Below are 22,737 nucleotides of genomic sequence, written 5' to 3'. Positions count from 1 at the left end.
ACACCATTGCAAAGCTTTTATTAATTGAAGAGTTTCTTGCTGCATTAACCTGGTCCTTTAGCCATCCATGAAATGCAAAAATCGGTGTTTCTCCTTGTTAAGCTAACTGTCCCTTCAATAAGACATAGCCACTCTTCAGCCTGCTTCATTAGTCTTACTTAAACTCTCCTACGTAAATAGGGGAATAATGAAATGAACCCCAGGATTGCTAAACAAGCTCCAATCCACAGTGGAGATACAAAACCATGTCCTTTACTGATTCCTAGACCACCTAGTGACGAACCAATAACAATACCAAGCGTAATAAAAGAACTATGAGCGGTATTTATCATCGTTCCATTACTAGCTGTTTTCATTACTCTCGCAACCATAGCTGGATTCATTGCTACACCAGTTAAACCAATAAAAATAGTAGAAATAACCGCAATATATTTATTTTCCGCACCTAAAGCAAATAAAGACATTGCTAATATTAATATAATCAATCCACTCATAAGTATTTTCATTGTAAATTTATCAGCAAACTTGCCAATCACAATATTCCCAACTACCGTCGCACTACCATAGAGAGCAAGTAAATATGGAATACTTGCACTTGAAAAGCCTGTGACATTTGTAAAGATAGGAGTGAAATAACTAAATGCTGCAAACGTACCACCAATAATAAACATACTTGTTATGTACGCTGCCCAAAGATGAATATTCTTAAAGTGCATAAGTTCGTCTTTCCAATTTAATTGCTCTTTATTTGATGATGATGGTAGCAACCATTGAATCATAAGCCCTGATAACAGTACAAGAACAGAAACAGCCCCAAAACTAATACGCCAACCAAAATATTGCGAAATAACAGTTGTTATAGGTAAACCTAAGACTGTTGCGATCATTAAACCTGCAAGTACAATTGATGCAGCTTTACCCCTTGAATCAGATTGAACCAATGTTGCAGAAAAGGAAATCGCTACCCCAAAAGCTGAAGCTGAAGCGATACCAGTAATAATACGTGAAATCATCATAATATCATAGTTCCAAGCAATAGCTCCGAGCGATTGACCAATTAAAAATACAAACATTAAAAACAATAATGCTTGTTTACTGCGTATTCGTAGGAGAGCTGCAGTTAAAATAGGGCCTCCTATCACCATTGCTCCCGCATAAGCTGTAATTAAATACCCAATTGATGGTACAGAAACCTGAAATGCAAGAGCAAGTTCATTCATCATACCTGCAACCATAAATTCTGATGTAGTCATACAAAAGATTGCTAAAGCTAGCAAATATATAATCGATGGCATAAAAGCACTCCTAATCCATTATTGTAATGATCGGTACAAAAATAGTGAGAAAAAAGAGCGCACTAAGCGCCAAAAATAGACTCCATTGTTCCTTTGATAACCTGTTCAGCTAATATCCGATTTTGCATCGATACATTTAGAACACGGAATCCGTAATAACTGCTTAATATTAGACTAGCTAAATCCGCAGCTGATTGCTTCTTTGAAATTTCACCAGTTCGCAATCCTTCTTCCATCACTTTTTCAATTGCTTGTTTGAGCAGCTCAACATGCCTTGAGAAAATTTCTTGAACCATTAAATCGTTATTAGCTCGTTCTACGCTGGCATTGATCAATAAACATCCTTTTTGATCAATATTCTCAAAGTCTTCCTTCAATGCCCATTCAAAAAAATTCCTTAATCGTTCTTTAACTGGAATCGGAGTATTTAGCAATTTCATTTGTTCCCTAATCCCAATTTCATGGTAGCGTTCTAATACTTGTTTATACAGTTCATGTTTACTACCAAAAGTATTGTATAAACTTCCTTTCCCAAGTCCTGTATCACTGCATAAATCTTGTGTAGAACACCCCTCATATCCTCTTATCCAAAATGTTTTCATTGCAACATCTACAATTGAGGAATAATCAAACTCTCGGGGTCTGCCGCGTTTATTCAAACTTATCCTCCTCTCGTTTTGAAGATTACATTAGTAGAATACTATTTTTGTACCGAGCGGTCAACAAAACTATTTCCCCTTAGTTTATTTACATGAAAATCCCACAAAAAAAACACCTCTTAGCAAGGTGATTTTTTGTAGGATTTTTTTTGGCTTTGTTAATGGTTTTTGTTGAAAAAATCACCTTTATCGTGTGTGTAAAGCGATTTCTTATGAAGGAAAACTAGCTGAACGCATAACATACAGGGTTTCCTTAAAACAACTACATTGTTTAACAAAGCCTTTTTAATAAATTTCCTTGTTTTTTCTAATGAATATTATGCTTTCTGAAATTACCGCCCTTAACTTCTGCTACATCATATACTGTAACAAAGGCAGCATCGTCAATTTCATGAATAATTTCTTTTATTTTGCTTTCTTCTAAGCGGTTAATGACACAAGTGATTTCCTTAAATTTTTCTTTCGTATAACCGCCATAAACTTCATTATACGTTGCACCTCGACCTAAGCGATCACGTATAGTCTCTACCATTAATTCAGGTTGAGTTGTGATAATTTTAAAGGTTTTTGAACCGCTTAAACCTTCCTCAACGATGTGAATCACTTTAGAAGCAATAAAGTAAGCAATTGCCGAAAGGATTGCCCCTTGAAGGCCGAATACGAATGAAACAAAAATAAATACAAACAAGTTTAAGAATAGAATCAAATCACTCGTCCCAAACGGTAATTTTCGAGAAAGCAGTACGGCTAGCATATCAATTCCATCTAATGCACCGCCATTACGTAATGCTACCCCCATCCCAATACCGAGGATAATACCCCCAACAACAGTAACTAACAAAGTATCCCCTTCAATAATTGCGGGGGTATGGTGCATAAGGCTTGTACCAACAGCTAATGAAGCGATTCCGATAATCGAATAAATGGCGAAACTTTTACCAATTTGTTTATATCCTAACCAAATAAAAGGGATGTTAATTATCGCGATTAAAACTCCTAATGGTAATCCAAATAGCTCTGATCCAACGATACTAAGACCCGTCACACCACCATCAGATACATTGTTTGGGATTAATACCGTTTCTAGTCCATATGCTGCTATAAATCCCCCAATTATGATTGCCAATCCTCGTAATATCATTTTTAGTTTTTTTGACTTTTTCTTTCTGATTATTCTCATATCATACCTCGTTTCATACTTTTTTTCTTATTTAAGATTACCATAAATTTTTCTTTAAGTATTCTTCCCAACCCCTACAGTCTAATAACAAATACTGCTAATTATAATTGAACTCGCTACGGCAGCTAGTCAAACAAAAAAGGCTAGTTCTATTTGCTTTGAGGACACTAGATCCGCTAATTGTGACAAAATGGGATAATTCCTTATGTTTGCGGACAAAGGTTCCGCTATTTTATAAAAATCAGTGATTTTCCTGCGTTTTTTCGTAAATAGCGAACTCAGTGTCCACTTAGCCCTTAAATTTGGGACATTTAATGGAAATAACGGATTCAATGTCCGTTTCATGATTTTAAAAGCGATAATTGGAGCGTTTTAATCAATATCAAAAACTAACTACTTGGTTTCTTCCATTTTCCTTCGCTCTGTATAATGCTTGATCAGCCTTTTCGATAAATTCCTCTAATTTTCCTCCATCGTACAATGCTACCCCTATACTGATCGTGATATGAATATGTTCATTTTTATAAGTAAAATATGATTGCTCAACAGCCTCACGAATACGGTCAGCTATTATTTGACCTTCATCTAAATTGGTATTTGAAGAAATAATCGCGAATTCTTCCCCCCCAAAACGAACATACGCATCTGAGTTTCTTACATTATGTTTAATAATTTCTGAAATATGTTTAAGAGCTTCATCCCCGCATAGATGACCATTATTGTCATTTACCATTTTGAAGTGGTCTATATCTAATATGATAAGAATCAAAGGACTCTTTACCCTTTGACTAAACGGAATCGTTTTTTCCATATATATATCAAAATATCTTCGATTATATAATCCAGTTAATGAATCAATGATGCTAAGTTTCTGCATCTGCTTCAATAATTTATAATATTTTATTCGAAAGGAACCTACCGTTAAGAGAATAGTCCCATTAACAAACGAATCTAAAATAAGTGCAATCAACTCAATTTTGCTGGTGAGACCTTCCTCAATAATATGATTGGTATACTTCAAAAAGCTGTAGAAAAATGCTGTTCCAATAATAACTTTCCATTTTGGATACTTAATCATAATTAAAATGTTAGGAATAAGATATAGTGACCAAAAAAATGTAGAAAGTCTTTGCAATTCTTCTTTTAAATTAAAGTTTATAATAATTGGTGTAATTGTTAAAATTATTATCAGTAACCAAAATAAATATTTTTTTCTTACTTCCACTTTACACCTCTTCAAAATTCGATTTAAACTCTTGATTGTTTTTCTCCGTATTCTTTTATTGGTGTGTAAAAACGACAGCCCGGTAATATTTAAAATCCTGATTAATTCTCCTCATTTTCCTAACGAGGGTTCCCTGTATTCGCCATTCTACAGAAAAAAACTTCAGTAACAAATGGAAAAATTACCCCTTTACTAACATGCGAATAAAAATATAGTTCTAAATACCTATAATTTTCTCGCGGGTAGCGTGAATATTTTCCTATAATACAATATTTTTCACCGATATTCGAGAAATTAATTGATATATCTTCTGAAATAAGGATCGTTTTAGTTCGCTTTGTCTTAAATATTTACCCAATAATTTAGTATCCAAATAATAAGTTTTATCAATGGCAAGATACTGAAAAGTAATGCTACAATTGTCGATTAACCAAGAAGGTGTGGGACGAAAATATTTTGCCAATATCAAAAAATTTAAACTGGCGTTTGAATTTTATAGTCAATAATGATCCAACAGGGCCGAAATGTTGATATATTATCGTTTTAAGAACTACGTTTGTGGATAATTTGTGGATTTTTAACATTTTTTCGTGGATAACCTGTTATTAATGTGGATAATCGGTGTAATCTTGTGGATATTCAAAAAATTTAGCCTATGTTATTTAGCACATGTTAATGATATCTTCTTTCAATATATTTTTGTGGATAGATAATTGAAAACTTGTAAATCATAACAAACAACTTTATAGAAGAAAGGGGATTAAGCAATGAAGGAGAATAAGGCTGGAAGCAAGAAACATGAGGAAAAATTAATGAATGGACTTTATGGAATCGATCCAGAGATGAGTCTGTTGTCTGTGAACTTTGCCAGCAAGGAAAATTCTTATTTGAATGAAAATGTTCATGAGGATTGTAGAGAAGAGTAGAAATACATGAGGATGTTGATAACAGTATATATCCACAATTAATAATTGATTTTTTCTATTTTTGTTGATAAATAAGAATTTTTTGTGAATATGTCCTTTTATTTGTGGATATTGTGGGTATTCTTGTGGATAGTTTATCTATTTTTTCGAAAGTTCAATTTAATAAAAATTAGCAACCTCAGTTTTGAAGAGGTTGCCCTCTATATTTTAGTATCAAATCATATTCATCAATCTTTCAAGTACTCTTTCCATGCGGTTAATCCACCTGCTAAAACAGTAACTTTATAGTCTTTTTCCGCTAAAATCGAAGCACACTTCATGGCTGAGTTCCCGGTAGTGCATGTGACAACGATTTCCTCATGCTTAGGAAGAGGCAAATCATTATTATTTTCCTTACCTTCCATGTCAAAGATGACTGTTTTAGGAATATGTTTGGCATTTTCCAAATGATATTCCTTGAATTTTTCCTCTGCTCTTACATCCAGAATGAGTATTTTTTCACTGTTTTTAATCGATCATCTAATTCTTTTGGGGTGATTTTTTTAATATCCAAACGAGCTCGCCACCTTTTTCTATATTAAGATTTATATGTAGTATCTCCTTTTGACTTCTGTATTGCAACTTGCAAAGTAGTGATACGATCCTATTATTTATGTCCCTCCTTGTTATTTTCGTGACTATAGATTCGAAAGAAATGGGACCGGATTCTTATTTTAATGGTCCTTATTCTCAAATAATTGGTCTGCGATTTCGTGGATTCGAGCCTGTTTTCGTGCAATTCACATCAAGTTTTATGCGATCCCGGCCAAATATCGCGCAAATAGGACCAAACTTTTTGGTGTCAGGCACCGCTTGTGGACATTTAACTCTTTTTTCTTCTCCCTGTGGACAGTTTTGAACATATGTGTGATTTTTCATTCAAAACTGTCCATACCAGGAGGAAAAAAACATCAAATGTCTATGAAGGGTGCCTGACACCATTTATTCACCTTTATTCATTCGTAGTTTGTCCATTGCGCCGTTTCGCCATTTTTTTACGGCGGAGGGGGATACTTTTTCTTTGTCGGCGATTTCTTTGGTGTTCATGCCGAAATAGAAGGTCATGATGACCCATTTTTTTTCTTTAAGTTTGAGCTGGTCACAATAAGAGAGCAAGATTGCTAGCTCCAATGGTTCTTCCGCTACAGGGTCTTTTCGATATTCCCAGAACCCCTCTTCTGGATAGGCGTTTCTTTCCTCGCGCTTTTTCGCTTTTGCCAATTCAGTCAGCATTCGCCCTTTAATCGTGGCGTAGGCATAGCTGGAAAAAATCCCTTTCCCCTCGACAAATTTCACACTTGCCTCCCAAAGAGCAATCAGACCAATTTGATAGAATTCGTCATAGTTTTTATAAATGTGCAAGGAGTGAATAATTTGATGGATCATCGGTTCAAACTTTTCGACTGTTTCGTGAAAATTATCCAATTCGAAAACCTTTCCGGATGAGTGCGCACTTCCTTTTATTCCCGGGTTGGTTTTAAAATAGCTTGAATTTAGTAGTATGGCGAGGATCAATAAATCCATTTTCAACCAAAAAATTCATCAAAAAAGATCAATAGAGGTTGTTAATCAGCCTTTTTCAAAACACAAAACGCCTAAAATCAACAAACTTTTAATAAATTTAAAAATTATGAAAATATCAATAAAATTATGGCGTATTTTGGAAATGAATAGTATAATAGACCTATATTGTAAAATAGGAGGAATTTATGGATGAAAGAGGTAAAAAATTACATTATTTCGCACACCACGATGGCACTTGAGGAAGCTATCCACCCATACTTCAATGTGAAAATCTATGATGTGAATGGAATTTTTTACAGCAAACAGACAATCAAACAAATATTAAATCATGCTTGTGAATTAAGGTGTACCGACTACCAAGGAAGAATCAACGCTGTTCGGAAGGCATTTCCCTATTCTAAAAAAACTCCGTTAGTCATCTGCCCAATAGACATGTTATATGCAATTCCGACAAAATCTCCTAAGGATTATCATTGCAAATGGATCTTTCCAGATCATATACAAGATTACATAAAGGAATCAGGTCAAATACATATTTTATTTAATAACGGTCTGTCAATTGAATTAAACTGTTCCATTAAATCTTTCATAAAACAACTAGAACGCTCTCGCAATTCTTTACTTCACTTTTCCAACTTAGCAAAGTCATGATAATCTCACCCTACATTAAAAATTTTTACAAATAATTATTTTTTCTCTTTATATATGGTGTATATATGAAAATCCGGATTAAAAAGTAAGGTAGTATAAAAAAGAGCAGATGGAGACAGATGATCTACCACGATAAGAGCTCCTAAGGAATTCACCTAGGAGCTCAGAAATACATATTAAAGATTTACACGACAAGTGTAACTTAGCGCACCACAAGGCTAAAAAATAAGAGACCACCATTACCCTGGTCTCAAAATAAATAGCGGAACATCTCACTATCCGTTAATTAAAATTCAACACTACCTCTTATGGTTACTAAAATAAAAGTAAGCCCGTTCAAAATGAAAGAAAGTCCAATGAGATGATATCGAAGGCAATTTTCTTCTTGGGTTTGCTTTAGTCATTTTTTCAACCAAAGTTATTTCGTTCACCGCCTGATGGATAAAGAAGAAGGCTGCCAGCGAAGCAGTCGACAACATGATATTAAGGCAACTATCCAGTATAATATCAAGGCGGTATGCCTCTACCCCATATTTCTTGATCCATTTGGATAAACATACAATATATATCAGTTCGTTCGCACAGTATATTAGCGTTATTAGCTGAAAAAGCTTGTATGTCTTCTTTTCAAAAAACATCTCTTTTGTTACTTTTCTGTCATATCCACTCATCTCCATCAGATCCAATGTAAAGTATAAATAAAGCGGTTTTTTAGCTGCGACGCTTATAGAATATATAAATAATAAGGCGGCTGAGTAAAAAACATTATTCCATAACAGCTGTAAGGCAGACCCAGACAGAATATCCACCAATAGACCTGCGATTAAATTCAGGATGACCCATATTCCCGTATAATTAAGCCTTGAAATATTTTTGAATCGGTACAAACTATAAAAGATTCCCGGTAGGATGCTAAGAATCATAGCAGGATAGTCCCCTGCAATCTCACGACAAAGCTCCCAAAATACCAAAGGGAAGATAAAAAACAGTACAAAATCTACTATCAGCATTAAGGTTGTCCTCATATTTTCCACCGTACCTTCCTCAGTTATTCAATATATATGGACCAGTCTCAATAAAAAGAACGAGCTAACAAACCTCCACTTATTTTTCAAACTATTTATAATTACTGTGGACTTTTTTTCTTCACAAAAGGTGAATTAGCTTATTTGGTCAGGAAGGATTATTGGAAGAATAGCTGAATAAGATTATATATGTCTTAATTTATTGTACTGGATAGTAGAATAAAAAAATGGGTGTGGGAGGAATAATATTGATAATAATTATTGGTTTTATTTTTATAGTTATTACTCTTTTATCAATAGAAATACAACTTAGAAAAAATTATAAACAAAATGAAGAAATAATTGAATTATTAAAGCAAATAAAAGAAAAACATCGATAAAATTTTTCAACAGATGGAGGCGTTTTTGTAAATGTGTTAAAATTAAATCGTCTAAAGATTATAAAAACTAATTTATAGACAATATTGGTCTAGGGGGTAGATATTATGACAAACAAAAGCAATGTTAACGTGAAAAATTATCAGGGGAAACCGTCTAACTAATTAAATTTTATAGCGTTTCCCCATATTTGAAAGGGGAAAATCATTTGAAGCAAACATTATTAATTATTGATGCACAACAAGAATTAATTGATGGGAATCAAAAAGAAAGTGCGGTTTTTAATAAAGAGCAGCTTATTCAGAATATCAATCAAGTGATTGAAAAAGCAAAAGAATCAGCTGTTCCAATTGTGTTTGTAAGGGATCTTGATGTTGCTGAAGGTAAAGGTCCAGGATTTCAAATTCATAATGAAATTCATGTACCTAATGAGGCAGTGATTTTCGATAAATCTGCAACGAATTCCTTTCATGAAACAGGTCTTCTAAATCATTTGCGATCTCAACAGATTGAACATCTTGTTGTTATGGGCTGTAAAACACAGCACTGTATAGATAGTGTAGTTAGAACAGCCACTATTAGTGGTTTGGATGTAACATTAGTTGGTGATGGGCATTCAACAACAGACAATGATGTTTTAAGTGCAGAACAAATCATAAAGCATCATAATCGGACTCTTCATGGCCATTACAATGTTGAACACTTTTCAGTTGTCAGAAATGCAGAGGAAGACTTATTTCGTCCGACTCATGACTCATATAGGGAATAGAAAGCTAAAAGCGGAACTAAAATGTGCCGCTTTTATTTAACAGCAATCGGGTGCGATCCTTGTACAAGGAATCGTGTCTTTTTTTATCATAGTGGATTAAAAAAAATAAGATTGCATAGTGATACTTAATGGACAGATTATGTGCAGTACAAAAAATCCACCAATAGTTGGTGGACAGCTACTTAAGTATTTATTGGTTTTGTTGAAGGATATTGCAAGCACTTAATAAATTTCCATCGGGATCTTTAAATCCGAACCCACCTAAACCATTTTCATTATTTACATTTAGGGTTCCGACTTCAATTTCTTTGTCGATAAGCCAATTATAGAATTCATTTAAATTAGGAGTATAGAAGTCAATTACACTATGTTCAATACCATTATTTGTATTGATAAAAGAAATACTCTTATGTTCTTCGGTTTCAACCAAGTACAGAGTTGGTACTCCCTTTGCACTAAAGGTGAGCATTGCCGCCTTATCACCTTTAAATTCTACCTCAACACCAAGAATGTCAATATAAAATTCAATAGATTTATTAAGGTTTGTAACAGGGATTTCAACAGTAGCTATATGAGAGATGAAGTTAGACATAGTCAGGATACCTCCTTATATTTATTAATATTATTTTTTCTGTACTTATGTTGAAAATCCTTCTGATTTTAAAAAAAAGGTAGAAAGCTATCAGAATAGTAAGATAAATCAAAAGCGGTTATTTTAGCATTACGAAAACAATATACAATAGCTTATTAAAATCGAACGACATATTAATAAACGAAAAACTTTTTACTTAAAGGAACAAAACATCCATTTTTAATAGTTTAATAAGAGGAGGATACTCCATTGAAGAGAAGATCTTTACTAGTATCGTCATTACCAGGATATGAAGAAGAAATTGGCCGATGGCTGTGGTGTTTAGAAGATGTCCGCCGTACTCTTATAACTGAATTAACTGGACTCAGCCAACGTATACTCGACACAAAAATTGATGAAAGACAATCGATTGGCTCGCTTTTATATCACATTGCCTTGATTGAGGCGGATTGGTTATATGTAGAAGTCCTTGGTACTGAATGGGATCCCGAAATTCTCTCTTTGTTTCCGTTAGAACACCGTTCAGAAGATGGCTCTTTAATCCACATTGAGGGACAAAGTTTGGAAGAACATTTTTATCGACTTAATAAAGTTCGTGAAGTATTTCTTTCCCACTTTCGTTCAATGGACCTAATTGATTGGCGTAAGCCGAGGGTACTTGAACATTATGACGTCACACCTGAGTGGGTTGTTTATCATTTAATTGAACATGAATCACACCATAGGGGGCAGATTTTCCAATTACTTAGGAAATTAAAAAGTTAAATGGACTAGCTTTATTCGGCAATCGGACGCAATTCTGAAGGAATTCGTGTTCTTTTTTTCATAAATGTGGCCCGTTTACTTGAATAAGCATTGATATATGTACTATTTTTTTCAATTAGGTGATCATTTTTGTTTCCTTTTTTTACTCAATCAAAAGGAAATTTAGGTAGAAGAATTGAATAGACTTAATATTGGAAGGAGGTTGATGTTAAGTTGAAAAACAATGCAATAAAACTTTCTCTTATCATGATTGCTATCATTATATTAGTTTTTTGGCTAACAGGCTTACTTGGTTTATGGACTAATGGCATATCTTATATTGCGAATAACACAAAAGAATATACAGATGCAAAAGGTCATATTTTAAAAGGAAAATATTCAATTTCTATTGACCTGTCTAATTTAAAAAGTAATATCGGAAAAGAGTTATACAATGATGGAACCCATAGGATTTATGTATCCTGGATTGATAATACAGGCAGTGTAAATTCTGGAGGATATCGAATTGGTTTTAGGTCCAGTGGACATTATTCATTAACGGGTGCTTCTTTAATCAGTGGAGTTCATCATGAAACGGTAGACGAAAATTCTTTTACATATAGTATGTCTGCCAAAATGAAAGCTGAATATCATAGTAAAGTCTATAATTGCTCATTATTTGGTACAAGTGGGTTAAACTATAAAGATGGAGATGATTTTGCTTTCTATATTTTTCCGTCCGAGTCTTATGAAATGAAAGAAGTCTCACTTCATGAAACAGGCATAGTGAAATTAACGGTTACAGACCTTTATAAAAATATTTGGAGTAAAAAATAAGTAGATTTAATAAATAGTAGTTCATTATAGAGCCACATAATTGAACAACCTCTCTAAAAAATGAGTATTCTAATTAAAATGTTAGATAGACGTTATTTTAAATTAAAAAGGAGAGATGTGACGTGAAAGGTTTTAAATTCGTAGTTAGATTAGCATTGTCTGTCATGTTACTAAGTGGTTTTGGTATGATTGTTCAAACGCAGGCGGCAACAGCACATGCCTCAAGTTATTCGAAATCTGTAAGTGCAATGAAAGCAAAATATACAAAACAAATCAAAGAATATCGTAGTATTCTATCCTCTAATACTTCTTCAATTAACGGAATAAAAAGAGAATTAATTGGATACAAAGAATTAGGGAAAACAAAGTATGATAGTACATTATCTTCTTTAGAAGCGAAAGCAGTAAAGCAAGGTAAAACAAATGCTGCGTTATCTAGTAAGGTAAGTAAATTTGAAAAAGACGTGAAGGCTCAGAAAAATACTAAAAAAGATGCTACATTAGGGAAAACATCTTCGTCTTTAAAGAAGCAATTAGTCGCATTAAAAACAGAGATTGGCAAAACAAAATCAGAGGTAGCAAGTATTGGGAAAAAGAAAAAGGCGGAAGTTGAATTAAATATGGCAAAGCTGTTTTTAACTAATGAGACTGATAGGTTATTTGATGGGTATGATTATGTTAAAACTACTATACAAAAAATGAGAAATCGAATTAATGAACTATTGACTACAACACCAAGTAAATATGATGCAGAATTAAAGAAAATTGATAGTAATTTAGTGTCGCTTAATAAAAGCAATGAAGATGTGAAAAAGCAAGTACTCTCTCTTCAAAAAAAGATAGAAAATTTACCATCACCATCTTCGATAGCAAAATTGTATCATAATGATGTTCAAATAATAGGTACAAAATTAGAAGATTTATCAAATAGATTAATAGAATATTGGGGTGAAAATTTAGATGAAGTAGCGGATAAAGTAATTGAAATAGGAAGAGAACGTAAATTTGATCATTATATGAAGCATTATGATGAAATGAACATGTTGAAAGAGAAGTTACAACTCGATTCAACCGCAGATGAGAATGATGCAGACGACTTAAGGAAGTTGCTGCATGAAAAAGGAGTATCGTTTGGTGAACTTGATCGTGTTGCATGGAGTTACTTTTATAAATTACAAGACTATCGTACAAAAAACTATAAAGTGGTAGAAGAAGCGTATGATAGATTACAGAAGTTATCTACACAAGAAGACGACAAATCATTTGCCACACAACTCACACTGGTAAACGGATTAATCGATACATTTATCAATAACCGTAAAGTGTATGCGCAGAAAGAAAAAGAGGCAATTTTAGAGAAGTGTAGTGGAACCACCGCCCCATAAATAGTAGAAAAGAGACATTGATGGAAAACATGAATGTCTCTTTTTGTATAGATATAGGTATTAGCTATATCAGCAAAATGACCTACATTAAATTAAGAGGAGGACGATTTTAAAATCTTCCTCACTCTATAATAAAGGACATTTTCAATTCAAAATCAAATCCTCAAGAAACTATTCATATTTTTTCAATACAATGACCGCATTATGACCGCCAAAACCAAAAGAATTGGATAATCCTATTTTTAGATTTGCTTGTCGTGCTGCATCCGGTACATAATCTAAATCACATAATTGGTCTGGTTGTTCCAAATTAATGGTTGGGGGAATGATGCCATTTTGGATACTTTTGATTAATGCAATCGCCTCAACACCACCGGATGCACCTAATAAATGACCTGTCATTGACTTATTAGCTGTCACTGGAATACTGTGTGCAAGAGGACCAAATAAATTTTTAATAGCGAGTGTCTCGGATATGTCACCTGGCAGGGTGCTTGTTGCATGTGCACTAATCACATTTACATCCTCAGTCGAAATGGAAGCATCATTTATTGCGCTTTTCATTGCAAGATATGCCCCCTTCCCTTCTGGATGTGTAGCAACCATATGGTAGGCATCGGAACTTGCACCATACCCTATGACCTCAGCGTAGATTCGTGCATTTCTGCGTAATGCCTGAGACAATGACTCGAGAATTAAAATTCCCGCTCCTTCTGACATGACGAATCCATCCCGGTTTACATCAAATGGACGACTTGCTTTTGATGGATCATCATTTCTTGTAGAAAGTGCTTTAGCATTTCCGAAACTAGCTAAGGATAAATCAGTTACAGCCGCTTCTGTTCCACCTGCAAATGCAATATCTACTACTCCGGAACGAATAAGTCTGAATGCCTCTCCAATTGCTGTGTTCCCGATTGCACAAGCAGAAACGGGTGACATTGAAGGTCCCATTGCCCCATATTTCATACTGATTTGTGCAGAAGCTGCGTTTGAAATCATCGAAGGGACCAAAGTTGGACTTACCCTTCCTGGACCTCTTTCTCGAAGGACATCAGCATTTCTAATTAATGTTTCAATTCCACCTGTTCCTGACCCAACATATACACTAAACCTTTCCGGGTCGATATCATTAAGATTTAGAGAGGAGTCTTTCCAAGCTTGCTCTGCTGCATATAAAGCAAATTGACAGAATCGATCTAAACGCGCCTCCTTATGGTCAAGAACCTCTTCAGCGTTAAAATCGCGAACAAGACCAGCAATTTTTGTTTTATGTTTGCTCACATCAAATGTATCAATTGAAGAAATTCCTGATTTACCTTTAATCAAATTTCCCCAAAGTTTTTCAACGTTGCTCCCTAATGGAGAGACGACTCCCATCCCTGTAATAACAACTCTTTCCATTATTGAATCCTCCTTAATAACATTTTTCTATATTTTTACACGGAGGTTATCCTATTACAAGTTGTAGTTTATAATAGTATAATTAGTAATAGGATGATTGATCAAAGGGTGTGAAATATGAATAATAAAAATAGATTAGAAGCACTCTCAGCATTTTTAAAGTCAAAGCGTGCAAATATTAAACCACAATCTGTTGGATTACCGACGGGAACTAGACGGAGAACACCTGGCCTGAGAAGAGAGGAAGTCGCTCACATGGCAGGCGTGAGTACGACTTGGTATACATGGTTAGAACAAGGACGGGATATTAGCGTCTCCTCTTCCGTATTAGATTCTATTGCAGCAGCTCTTCAGTTAAATAATGATGAACGGAAGTACCTGCACGATCTAGCTTTTGAAGTAAATCCTAATGTTCCTCAGCAAGAAATCATTCAGAAGAAACTTCCATCTTCTTTAGAAAAAATTTTATCTGAACTCAAATATTGTCCAACACTTATCACGGATCGTCATTTTCAAATAGTTGGTTGGAATCGTGCGGCAGCGCATGTTTTCTTGGACTTTGAACAGATTCCTATTGAGCAGAGAAATTTGATTCGATTAGTCTTTGCAAGAAAAGAACTAAGGGCGTTAGCCGTAAACTGGGAGCATTTTGTCAAAGGTTTTCTTTCCATTTTTCGAGCATATTATGGACAATATGTAGGCGATGAATGGTATGAACAATTTCTCGAAGAAATGATTCATCTTTATCCAGAATTTCAGACATTATGGCAAGAAAACGAGGTCAGTACTGCCCCGGAATTACTAATCGAATTTAGACATGCCAAAGCAGGAAAAATGCTTTTTAATTTAACTTCCTTACAAGTTCAAGGGAATGTTGATTTATGGTGCAGCATTTATACTTCAGTAGAAGAATCAGCTACTGAAGAGAAATTAAAGAGATTGATGGAAAAAACGGAAAAGAATTCATAATAAAGTTTAAAACTGATGGTCTATTGCGGATCATCAGTTTTTTTCTTTTGTAACAGGAAGGTTAGCGCAAGAAGGAAAAATTGTAATATAAGTGGAATTTAATATAATTAATGGAACATGATACAGGATGCTTTCAAATAAGTTGTTGAACTAAACGGGGGCTGATCTAATCGATTATAGAACATTTATTTATTCATATTTATGACGAGGAGGGCGTATAAATGGTTGAAAAAGCACAGACAAATAGCAAATCGGTGATTTCGTTAACGCTTGGAATTCTTTCAATTATTATACCTATTATTGGACTGTTACTTGGTGTTATCGGACTAGTAATTTCTAGAATAAGTATAAAAGAAATTGAGGAAACAAATGAAAATGGCAGAGGACTCGCAACTTCCGGATTTATTTGTAGCATAATAGGAATCATCATTCATTCTGTCTGGATATTTTTAGTTATTCTATCTTTGTATTTGTACACTAACGTAAGGTTCGAATTACAATTTATTTTTATTTAAGAGGTAAACAAGATGTTGCTTCGACAGCATCTTTCTTTTTTTTCATTCGGTTAGTACTTTTTAAACAACCGTTGGGTAGAAAATAATATTCACTGCCCCTTTATTAGATAAGGCATGCACTCCGGTAACTAAGCTACCTCTTCGCATGCCTCCAGCTATTTCTCAATTTTCCCTTCCCTATCAATAATAGAAAATCTAGAATCCGTCGATTTATCATTTACTAGATGGCTAAAATCACTATTTTTATATGCAAGAAACTCATCAAAAAAACCTACAACCAATTCATTAACCACATGATGAATTCTTTCTACCGACTTATCTGCATTGTTGCTAAAAATAAATGGAACATCTGTAAACGACATATGATCAGAGTCTGTGACATTCACAAATAATTTATTTCCAGTTAATCGATCATATAATAACTTTTGACCTTCACAATATGCTTGGGCAACCTCTTCACTCCAGATTTCTCTCATTTGCTGATAGGTTGATTGATGTTGTCTAATCGATAGAAAAGGTGTCCACACATCCTTTTCGTGCGAAAGTAGATGTAGGCTTCCATCTAAAATGATTCCTGCCTTTATTCTTTTATCATTTTTGGCAAGTTCAAAAATTGTCGCACCGCCTAATGAATGTCCGATTACTCCTATTCTATGCAAATCCACCCTATCTTTTGAAAACATGTCGGATAGACTATCTAGTAAACAAGTAATATCATTTATTCTAATTTCCATAAGACTTTTTAGGGATGTAAAATCTGTTGCTGCTATATTTTGTACCTTTTCGTTCTGGTACACGATCCCTCTACTCGGAAATACTGTAAAAAGCGTGTCATATGTTGGTCCAACAGTAATTACAATATATCCTTCGTGAACAAGTTTTTTAATATTATAAAGATACATATCCCGATCCACACCGATCCCAGGTGAGTAAATAATAACGGGGCTATTCTTCACATTTTTTGAAATAGGTGCATCATTATAGCAGTTCGTCTTAATACTTCTTAGTTGACTTTCTTCTGCTCCCATCACTTTAAAAATGTTTACTGCTTCATCGATATACGGGAAAAATAAATCTAAAAAAGTGGGATGATGTTCTGTTTTCCATTCGATATCGACAGGATAAAAAATACTAATCATAAATTTTCTATCCTCTTTTATATTTGTCACTTCTTTTACCATTCTGCCTATTCTCATCTTAAAAAAATTCCGTTATATATTCCTGAAGCACATCAGGTTTTTCAATGACTGACCAATGCCCACAGTCTTTAATAACTTTTAACTGTGCATGAGGGATAAACTTTAGTAGTAGATCCGGCAATTTTTCCGGAGTAATCATGTCATGGTCACCTTGAGCAACAAGGATTGGTATCTCAGACAATTGATCCATTTTTCCGGATAAATCATAATGATTTACGATATCGTTTCCCATGATTCTATTTACTTCCGCATTGCTTTTCGTAGGGGTCTTCTTGTGCAGATTCTTGGAGGAAAAAAGGTAGTAGGGATCAATGATGCGGAAGATCTCGTTCACACTTACTTCCCCATGTTCTAATTTTGGTGTTAACTCCTCAAGCTCATGTTTATCTTTTTCTGTCATTCTACTCAAAAGCTCTTTTTCGAAATTCAAATATCCATCGATAACTGCTCCGACTGCGGCGGTTAAAAAGATTTTATTCACATGTTGGGGATATTTACAGGCATAAAGCAGAGCTAACATAGACCCCCAAGACTCACCGATTAAATTTACCTTTTCAATCCCTAACTCTACTCTTAAAGCTTCCAAAGTCTCTACTTCTTCATCCATTGTATAATTTTTATCCTGTGGCTCCTCAGATAATCCACAACCTCTTTGATCATAGAAGATTAATTGAAATCTATCCGAGAGTTCTTGCAAATGGGGCAGAAAATAGCGGTGCTCTCCTCCTGGCCCCCCATGCAAAAATAGTAACGGTGTTCCATTTCCATATTTCTTTGTAAAAATGTTTAAGTTTCTGAGCTTCATATATTTTTCGACGAACATATTGTGCACCTGCTTTCTTTTTAAACTTATCTGCTCAGCTCAATGGCCTGTAAAATATGTTTTCTAAAAATGTGTAACGGAAAAAATGTATCGTTGTATAATTCACTAGTAAACACAACGACTAATTTATGCGAAGGAGACACGATGATATATTGCCCACCAAAACCCATCGCGAAAAATATATTCGGGCTTTCATCAGTCAATACCCACCAATGGTATCCATATGAGCCTATATGATCATAAGTATGATATTTAGCCGTTGTTGAACTAGATACCCATTCGTCAGAGACGAGCTGCTTATTTGACCATCCCCCTCTTTCCAGCATCATTATCCCGATTTTTAACATATCCTTCGATTTTAAACATAAACCAAATCCGCCAATTGAAATTCCTTTAGAATCCTCATACCAACGATAATCTGTTATGCCTAAAGGTTTAAAAAGCTCTTTCTCAGCATACGCAGAAGATTTATCATTTGCCGCCTTTTGTAGGATGGCACTTAATAAATGAGAGGCCCCCGAATTATAAGCCATTTTCATGCCTGGTTCGGTTTCCATGTTCTTCTCAAGGACAAACTTCACCCAATTTTTACTGTTGATCATCGGAAATGGCCGTCCACCCCATTCTCCAAATTCTCCCCATTCATACCCAGGTGTCATCGTTAATAAATGTTCCATTGTAATATTTCTCTTATCTTCTGGAACATTTGATAAATAATTTGAAATCGGAGCTTTTATACTATCGATTTTTCCTTTATCAATCGCAATACCCATTAGAATCGATATCACACTTTTTGTCACAGAATGCATTTGAAATAATTTATTTTCCATTTTTTTGTTTTTGAAGTATTGAAAAACCATTTCATTTTCATGATGAATAAGACAAGAAGCAATCTTCACTTTTTTTATTTCTTGTTCCAACTGATTCAGTAATTCAGATTTCAAAAGATATCTCCTTTGTTCGTTTCTTTTTTTAAAATCAGCTGTATGGGATGCGTGAAACGTTTTCTTTACGTAGTAAAACTGGTTGAACGCAGACCATACAGCGTTTGTTTATTTAAAGCTCTTTCACCATATAAACCTGCTTCGCTATCGGTTCAAAACCAATTCTTTTTAAAATCGTATAGGTTAATTTGCTTTTGGTAATCGGTAAATTAGGAATCGTTCGATTGATATCATCCTTGAAATCGCCAAAAATCTCACCTAACATAAAACAAATGATTTCTTCAGCATCTGTTCGATCTGGTTTCGCCTCACACTGAAACAAAGTGGTACCTACATGAATCCCTTCAGAATTAAATGTCTTGCGATAATAAGCGTAACCAAGCTCATTGCCATTAGCATCTTTTACGATAATCCCTTCACCATCTTTTGCACTTTGCCATTGTGTTTGCCATGGATTCATGTCTTTATAAAACGGAAGATGGCCTATTTGCTGGGGTGCTGCTCGTTCGACAAAATCATTTCCTTGGGAATAATTTAGCGGATTTTGTTGTAACGATCCTTTAAGACCCAGATACTCTAAATCATCAACGATGGAATAGCCCCTGTTTTCATACAGTGAAATGGCTTTACTGTTATCACTAATTGCTTCTAAGGTGGCGATATTTATTCCTTCTTCTTTTAGAATAGAGAGTGTTGACTCCATTAATAATTTCCCTACCCCTTTGCTCCTAACTTCCGTGGCAACTCCTGTCCCGCCGTTCCAGGCAATTTTTTTCCCATTCACTTCTCTTACACCGTTCATAACGATTCCTACTGGTTGGTTATCCTGAAATGCTACGATTGACAATGATGGCGATAGATCTTCACTTACCATCCTTTTGATAAAATTCTCTGGTGTGGTCGTTGCATCAAAATAATATCCCTCAAAACCAACATTCCAGGCCTTTACTGCCTCTGCCATCGTACAATCTGTCAACCTTTTAATTTCGATCATGTTTCTCCCTCTCATTCTATTCATCTAATCATTTATTCTTGGATCTGTGGCATCCCTTAGACCGTCACCTAAAAAATTAAAGCAAAGTACCGTAATCAAAATAAGCAAACCAGGAAACAATGGATACCACCATGCTTTTACTAAAATAGTGAAGTTTTTTGCATCCTCGAGCATATTCCCCCAACTCGGTGTTGGCGGTTGAATACCTAGGCCCAGAAAACTCAATACGGCTTCAGCTAAAATGACATTCCCGACAGCAAGGGTTGCAGACACAATGATCGGTCCCATTGCATTGGGAAGGATATGAGAAAAAATAATTTTATAGCTTTTGACTCCGATTGTTTTTGCTGCCAAAACGTATTCCCTTGAACGAAGCGACAAAAATTCACCACGTACCAGCCTAGCTGTTCCTGTCCACCCAAGTATAGCAAAAATTAAGATAATTTTATCTACTCCAGGCTCAAAAATCGTCACTAACGTGATTAATAGAAAAATTTGCGGAATCGATAAGATAATATCTACGACTCTCATAAAAAATCCATCTAACCAACCACCGAAATAACCAGAAATCGCTCCTACAATGGTGCCAATCGTCAGAGAACCGATCACAGAGGCAAATCCGACTAATAAAGAAACCCTTGCACCATATAATAAACGGGAAAAAATGTCCCGCCCAAATGTATCCGCCCCAAAAATATACTTTCCACTTGGCGGACTTAATTTTTCAAATAAACTTTGTTTATCAGGAGAATACGGTGCTATTAACGGGGCGAAAATAGTGGCCGAAATGATTATAAATAGGACAATTGCGGACAAAACGGCCAGTTTATTTTTCATAAACTTTCGAAAAAAAATCTTTGTCATTGTATCAGCCTGTTGTTTTATCCCGAGCAACTCTGTTTTAACAGGAACTAAATTAGTTTGTGACATGAATTTCTCCCCTCCTAAAGATTGTCAGCTCTTTTTTGAACATTTACTTTTAATACTCAATTCTAGGATCAAAAATGGCATAAAGGATATCTGCAACCAAGTTACCTATGACAACAAAGACAGCAGTAATCACTGTTAAAGCCATAATAACGGGATAATCCCTCATAAATGCATGATCCACGTATAATTTGCCAAGTCCCGGCCAACTAAATACGGTCTCAACAACAACCGATCCTCCTATAAAACCTGGAATCATCAGACCAAACATTGTAATTATAGGGATAAGTCCATTTCGTAACCCATGTTTATAAATCACTCTTCCTTCTTTAAATCCTTTTGCACGAGCGGTGCGAATATAATCCTGTTTAACGACATCCAACATACTCGATCGTGTATACCTTGTTAATCCAGCCATATCTGCTGAAGCAAGAACAAAAGCTGGCAAAATTAAATGGTGCAGCCGATCCCAAATGCTAAAAGGGGCATTCAATGTAGATACACCGCCTGTTGGGAAGATGTTGAGATGTACCGAAAGTACCATAATTAAAATTAATCCAAGCCAAAAACTTGGTGTGGCTAACCCAATAAAAGATGCGGTTGTCACTGTATAATCTATTTTCGAATAAGGCTTCGTTGCAGAAAGAATGCCAAAAGGGATCGAAATCAACATGGCAAGCAATGCAGAAATAAGCATTAGCAATAATGTATTAGGAAGCCTACTCCAAATCAACTCACTGACTGGCATTCCTTTCCTTACAATCGATTCTCCGAAATCCCCATGAATCATATTCCCAACCCATCTAAAATATTGAACATACATCGGGTCATTTAACCCATATGCTTCGATAAATTTCTCGCGATCTTCCGGACTAACCGAAGGATCGACCAACATATCAATCGGATCCCCTGGTGCCACTTGAATAATAATAAAAGAAAGGATAGTTATGCCAAAAAGTAAGGGAATCGCTGATAACACACGGCGAAAAATATAGGTGAGCATATTCATTTCTCCTTTTACTTTATCTTTTGGTTATATTTTTTTATGGCTCTGAAAACTCGCCTGCGAAGCACCTGTTTTTTACTCAGAGGTGTAACAACAGGCTGGCTATTTTAAGAAAGGAAGGGGATGCCCCTTCCCTGAAGTGCATGTTTACCCTTTTTCTTGTTTCATGTGCTTCATTCTTCTTCTTTGAGGTAGATGTTTACCCGGTTTCGTACATCATCTACTTCATTCCTCTTCTTTGAAGTAGATGTTCATCCGGTTTCGTGCATCATGTGCTTCATTCCTCTTCTTTGAGGTAGATGTTCTTCCGGTTTCGTGGTTCTTCTACTTCATTCCTCTTCTTTGAAGTAGATGTTTACCCGGTTTCGTGCATCATCTACTTCATTCCTCTTCTTTGAAGTAGATGTTTACCCGGTTTCGTGGTTCTTCTACTTCATTCCTCTTCTTTGAAGTAGATGTTTACCCGGTTTCGTGGTTCTTCTACTTCATTCCTCTTCTTTGAGGTAGATGTTTACCCGGTTTCGTGGTTCATCTACTTCATTCCTCTTCTTTGAAGTAGATGTTCATCCGGTTTCGTGCTTCATCTACTTCATTCCTCTTCTTTGAAGTAGATGTTCATCCGGTTTCGTGCTTCATCTACTTCATTCCTCTTCTTTGAAGTAGATGTTCATCCGGTTTCGTGCTTCATCTACTTCATTCCTCTTCTTTGAAGTAGATGTTCATCCGG

Annotated in this window: 25 protein-coding genes; 9 read left to right on the top strand and 16 right to left on the bottom strand. The window is 35.1% G+C overall.

Translation table 11 applies throughout. The features are described 5' to 3' along the window. Nucleotides 1-158 precede the first annotated feature (158 nt). From ACQKP0_RS08965 to ACQKP0_RS08950, 4 genes are all read right to left on the bottom strand, one after another. Nucleotides 159-1,295 (bottom strand): MFS transporter, encoded by a 1,137-nt coding sequence (locus ACQKP0_RS08965; protein ID WP_427405484.1) that lies wholly within the window; start codon nt 1,293-1,295, stop codon nt 159-161. Between the two features lie 62 nt (nt 1,296-1,357). Next, nucleotides 1,358-1,954, bottom strand: a complete 597-nt coding sequence (locus ACQKP0_RS08960) for a TetR/AcrR family transcriptional regulator (RefSeq protein ID WP_427405483.1) — start codon at nt 1,952-1,954, stop codon at nt 1,358-1,360. A 307-nt stretch (nt 1,955-2,261) separates the two neighbouring features. Further along, the gene (locus ACQKP0_RS08955) at nt 2,262-3,134 is read right to left on the bottom strand and encodes a YitT family protein (protein WP_427405482.1); all 873 of its coding nucleotides are present in this window, start codon (nt 3,132-3,134) and stop codon (nt 2,262-2,264) included. Nucleotides 3,135-3,516: 382 nt separating this feature from the next. Then, a complete protein-coding gene (locus ACQKP0_RS08950) occupies nt 3,517-4,359 on the bottom strand; it encodes a GGDEF domain-containing protein (protein WP_427405481.1) in 843 nt (280 codons plus the stop codon). A 767-nt stretch (nt 4,360-5,126) separates the two neighbouring features. Here ACQKP0_RS08950 and ACQKP0_RS08945 point away from each other — a divergent pair. Then, nucleotides 5,127-5,285 carry a hypothetical protein gene (locus ACQKP0_RS08945; protein WP_427405480.1) on the top strand — a complete coding sequence of 53 codons (159 nt, stop codon included), beginning with the start codon at nt 5,127-5,129 and terminating at the stop codon, nt 5,283-5,285. Between the two features lie 227 nt (nt 5,286-5,512). On the opposite strand, the gene ACQKP0_RS08940 is transcribed toward ACQKP0_RS08945, so the two are convergent. From ACQKP0_RS08940 to ACQKP0_RS08930, 3 genes are all read right to left on the bottom strand, one after another. After that, nucleotides 5,513-5,731, bottom strand: coding sequence for a rhodanese-like domain-containing protein (locus tag ACQKP0_RS08940; protein WP_427405479.1), 219 nt, complete (start codon nt 5,729-5,731; stop codon nt 5,513-5,515). A 283-nt stretch (nt 5,732-6,014) separates the two neighbouring features. Beyond that, nucleotides 6,015-6,203, bottom strand: a complete 189-nt coding sequence (locus tag ACQKP0_RS08935) for a hypothetical protein (RefSeq protein WP_427405478.1) — start codon at nt 6,201-6,203, stop codon at nt 6,015-6,017. A 63-nt stretch (nt 6,204-6,266) separates the two neighbouring features. Further along, a complete protein-coding gene (locus tag ACQKP0_RS08930; RefSeq protein ID WP_427405477.1) occupies nt 6,267-6,848 on the bottom strand; it encodes a sigma-70 family RNA polymerase sigma factor in 582 nt (193 codons plus the stop codon). A 189-nt stretch (nt 6,849-7,037) separates the two neighbouring features. Here ACQKP0_RS08930 and ACQKP0_RS08925 point away from each other — a divergent pair, with 189 nt between their 5' ends. Continuing rightward, complete coding sequence (locus tag ACQKP0_RS08925; RefSeq protein WP_427405476.1) at nt 7,038-7,499, top strand: competence protein ComK; 462 nt, start codon at nt 7,038-7,040, stop codon at nt 7,497-7,499. A 299-nt stretch (nt 7,500-7,798) separates the two neighbouring features. Here ACQKP0_RS08925 and ACQKP0_RS08920 read toward each other — a convergent pair whose 3' ends face one another. Further along, a complete protein-coding gene (locus ACQKP0_RS08920; RefSeq protein ID WP_427405573.1) occupies nt 7,799-8,524 on the bottom strand; it encodes a VC0807 family protein in 726 nt (241 codons plus the stop codon). A gap of 248 nt (nt 8,525-8,772) precedes the next feature. On the opposite strand from ACQKP0_RS08920, the gene ACQKP0_RS08915 reads away from it, so the two are divergent. Then, nucleotides 8,773-8,904 (top strand): hypothetical protein, encoded by a 132-nt coding sequence (locus ACQKP0_RS08915; RefSeq protein WP_427405475.1) that lies wholly within the window; start codon nt 8,773-8,775, stop codon nt 8,902-8,904. Between the two features lie 206 nt (nt 8,905-9,110). After that, nucleotides 9,111-9,671 (top strand): cysteine hydrolase family protein, encoded by a 561-nt coding sequence (locus tag ACQKP0_RS08910; RefSeq protein ID WP_427405474.1) that lies wholly within the window; start codon nt 9,111-9,113, stop codon nt 9,669-9,671. A 190-nt stretch (nt 9,672-9,861) separates the two neighbouring features. Here ACQKP0_RS08910 and ACQKP0_RS08905 read toward each other — a convergent pair whose 3' ends face one another. Beyond that, nucleotides 9,862-10,263 carry a VOC family protein gene (locus ACQKP0_RS08905; protein WP_427405473.1) on the bottom strand — a complete coding sequence of 134 codons (402 nt, stop codon included), beginning with the start codon at nt 10,261-10,263 and terminating at the stop codon, nt 9,862-9,864. Between the two features lie 249 nt (nt 10,264-10,512). Between ACQKP0_RS08905 and ACQKP0_RS08900 the strand changes: the two genes are divergently transcribed. From ACQKP0_RS08900 to ACQKP0_RS08890, 3 genes are all read left to right on the top strand, one after another. Next, entirely contained in the window at nt 10,513-11,028 is a 516-nt protein-coding gene (locus ACQKP0_RS08900; protein ID WP_427405472.1) for a DinB family protein, read from the top strand. Nucleotides 11,029-11,241: 213 nt separating this feature from the next. Continuing rightward, nucleotides 11,242-11,844 carry a hypothetical protein gene (locus ACQKP0_RS08895; RefSeq protein ID WP_427405471.1) on the top strand — a complete coding sequence of 201 codons (603 nt, stop codon included), beginning with the start codon at nt 11,242-11,244 and terminating at the stop codon, nt 11,842-11,844. A gap of 122 nt (nt 11,845-11,966) precedes the next feature. Further along, nucleotides 11,967-13,229 carry a hypothetical protein gene (locus ACQKP0_RS08890; RefSeq protein WP_427405470.1) on the top strand — a complete coding sequence of 421 codons (1,263 nt, stop codon included), beginning with the start codon at nt 11,967-11,969 and terminating at the stop codon, nt 13,227-13,229. Nucleotides 13,230-13,400: 171 nt separating this feature from the next. On the opposite strand, the gene fabF is transcribed toward ACQKP0_RS08890, so the two are convergent. Beyond that, complete coding sequence (gene fabF / locus ACQKP0_RS08885) at nt 13,401-14,633, bottom strand: beta-ketoacyl-ACP synthase II (RefSeq protein WP_427405469.1); 1,233 nt, start codon at nt 14,631-14,633, stop codon at nt 13,401-13,403. Between the two features lie 117 nt (nt 14,634-14,750). Here fabF and ACQKP0_RS08880 point away from each other — a divergent pair, with 117 nt between their 5' ends. Together ACQKP0_RS08880 and ACQKP0_RS08875 are read left to right on the top strand one after the other, a co-directional pair. Next, on the top strand, nt 14,751-15,602 hold the full coding sequence (locus tag ACQKP0_RS08880; protein WP_427405468.1) for a helix-turn-helix transcriptional regulator: 852 nt from the start codon (nt 14,751-14,753) through the stop codon (nt 15,600-15,602). A 221-nt stretch (nt 15,603-15,823) separates the two neighbouring features. Continuing rightward, nucleotides 15,824-16,117, top strand: coding sequence for a DUF4190 domain-containing protein (locus ACQKP0_RS08875; RefSeq protein WP_427405467.1), 294 nt, complete (start codon nt 15,824-15,826; stop codon nt 16,115-16,117). 155 nt (nt 16,118-16,272) lie between these two features. Here ACQKP0_RS08875 and ACQKP0_RS08870 read toward each other — a convergent pair whose 3' ends face one another. The 6 genes from ACQKP0_RS08870 to ACQKP0_RS08845 all read right to left on the bottom strand — a co-directional run bounded on the left by ACQKP0_RS08870 (nt 16,273) and on the right by ACQKP0_RS08845 (nt 22,007). Next, complete coding sequence (locus ACQKP0_RS08870) at nt 16,273-17,313, bottom strand: dienelactone hydrolase family protein (RefSeq protein ID WP_427405466.1); 1,041 nt, start codon at nt 17,311-17,313, stop codon at nt 16,273-16,275. Nucleotide 17,314: 1 nt separating this feature from the next. After that, nucleotides 17,315-18,139 carry an alpha/beta fold hydrolase gene (locus tag ACQKP0_RS08865; protein ID WP_427405465.1) on the bottom strand — a complete coding sequence of 275 codons (825 nt, stop codon included), beginning with the start codon at nt 18,137-18,139 and terminating at the stop codon, nt 17,315-17,317. A 26-nt stretch (nt 18,140-18,165) separates the two neighbouring features. Further along, nucleotides 18,166-19,083, bottom strand: a complete 918-nt coding sequence (locus ACQKP0_RS08860) for a serine hydrolase domain-containing protein (RefSeq protein ID WP_427405464.1) — start codon at nt 19,081-19,083, stop codon at nt 18,166-18,168. A gap of 112 nt (nt 19,084-19,195) precedes the next feature. Further along, nucleotides 19,196-20,077: a GNAT family N-acetyltransferase gene (locus tag ACQKP0_RS08855; protein ID WP_427405463.1), complete on the bottom strand. Its 882-nt coding sequence runs from the start codon at nt 20,075-20,077 to the stop codon at nt 19,196-19,198. A 24-nt stretch (nt 20,078-20,101) separates the two neighbouring features. Then, nucleotides 20,102-21,007 carry an oligopeptide ABC transporter permease gene (opp4C, locus tag ACQKP0_RS08850; protein WP_427405462.1) on the bottom strand — a complete coding sequence of 302 codons (906 nt, stop codon included), beginning with the start codon at nt 21,005-21,007 and terminating at the stop codon, nt 20,102-20,104. 49 nt (nt 21,008-21,056) lie between these two features. Beyond that, nucleotides 21,057-22,007: an ABC transporter permease gene (locus ACQKP0_RS08845; RefSeq protein ID WP_427405461.1), complete on the bottom strand. Its 951-nt coding sequence runs from the start codon at nt 22,005-22,007 to the stop codon at nt 21,057-21,059. Nucleotides 22,008-22,737 lie beyond the last annotated feature (730 nt).

Origin of the sequence: Heyndrickxia sp. NPDC080065, from assembly GCF_050281185.1 — a bacterium.
Lineage (GTDB): Bacteria > Bacillota > Bacilli > Bacillales > Bacillaceae_C > Heyndrickxia.
This window is presented reverse-complemented; position numbering and strand designations above follow the sequence as displayed.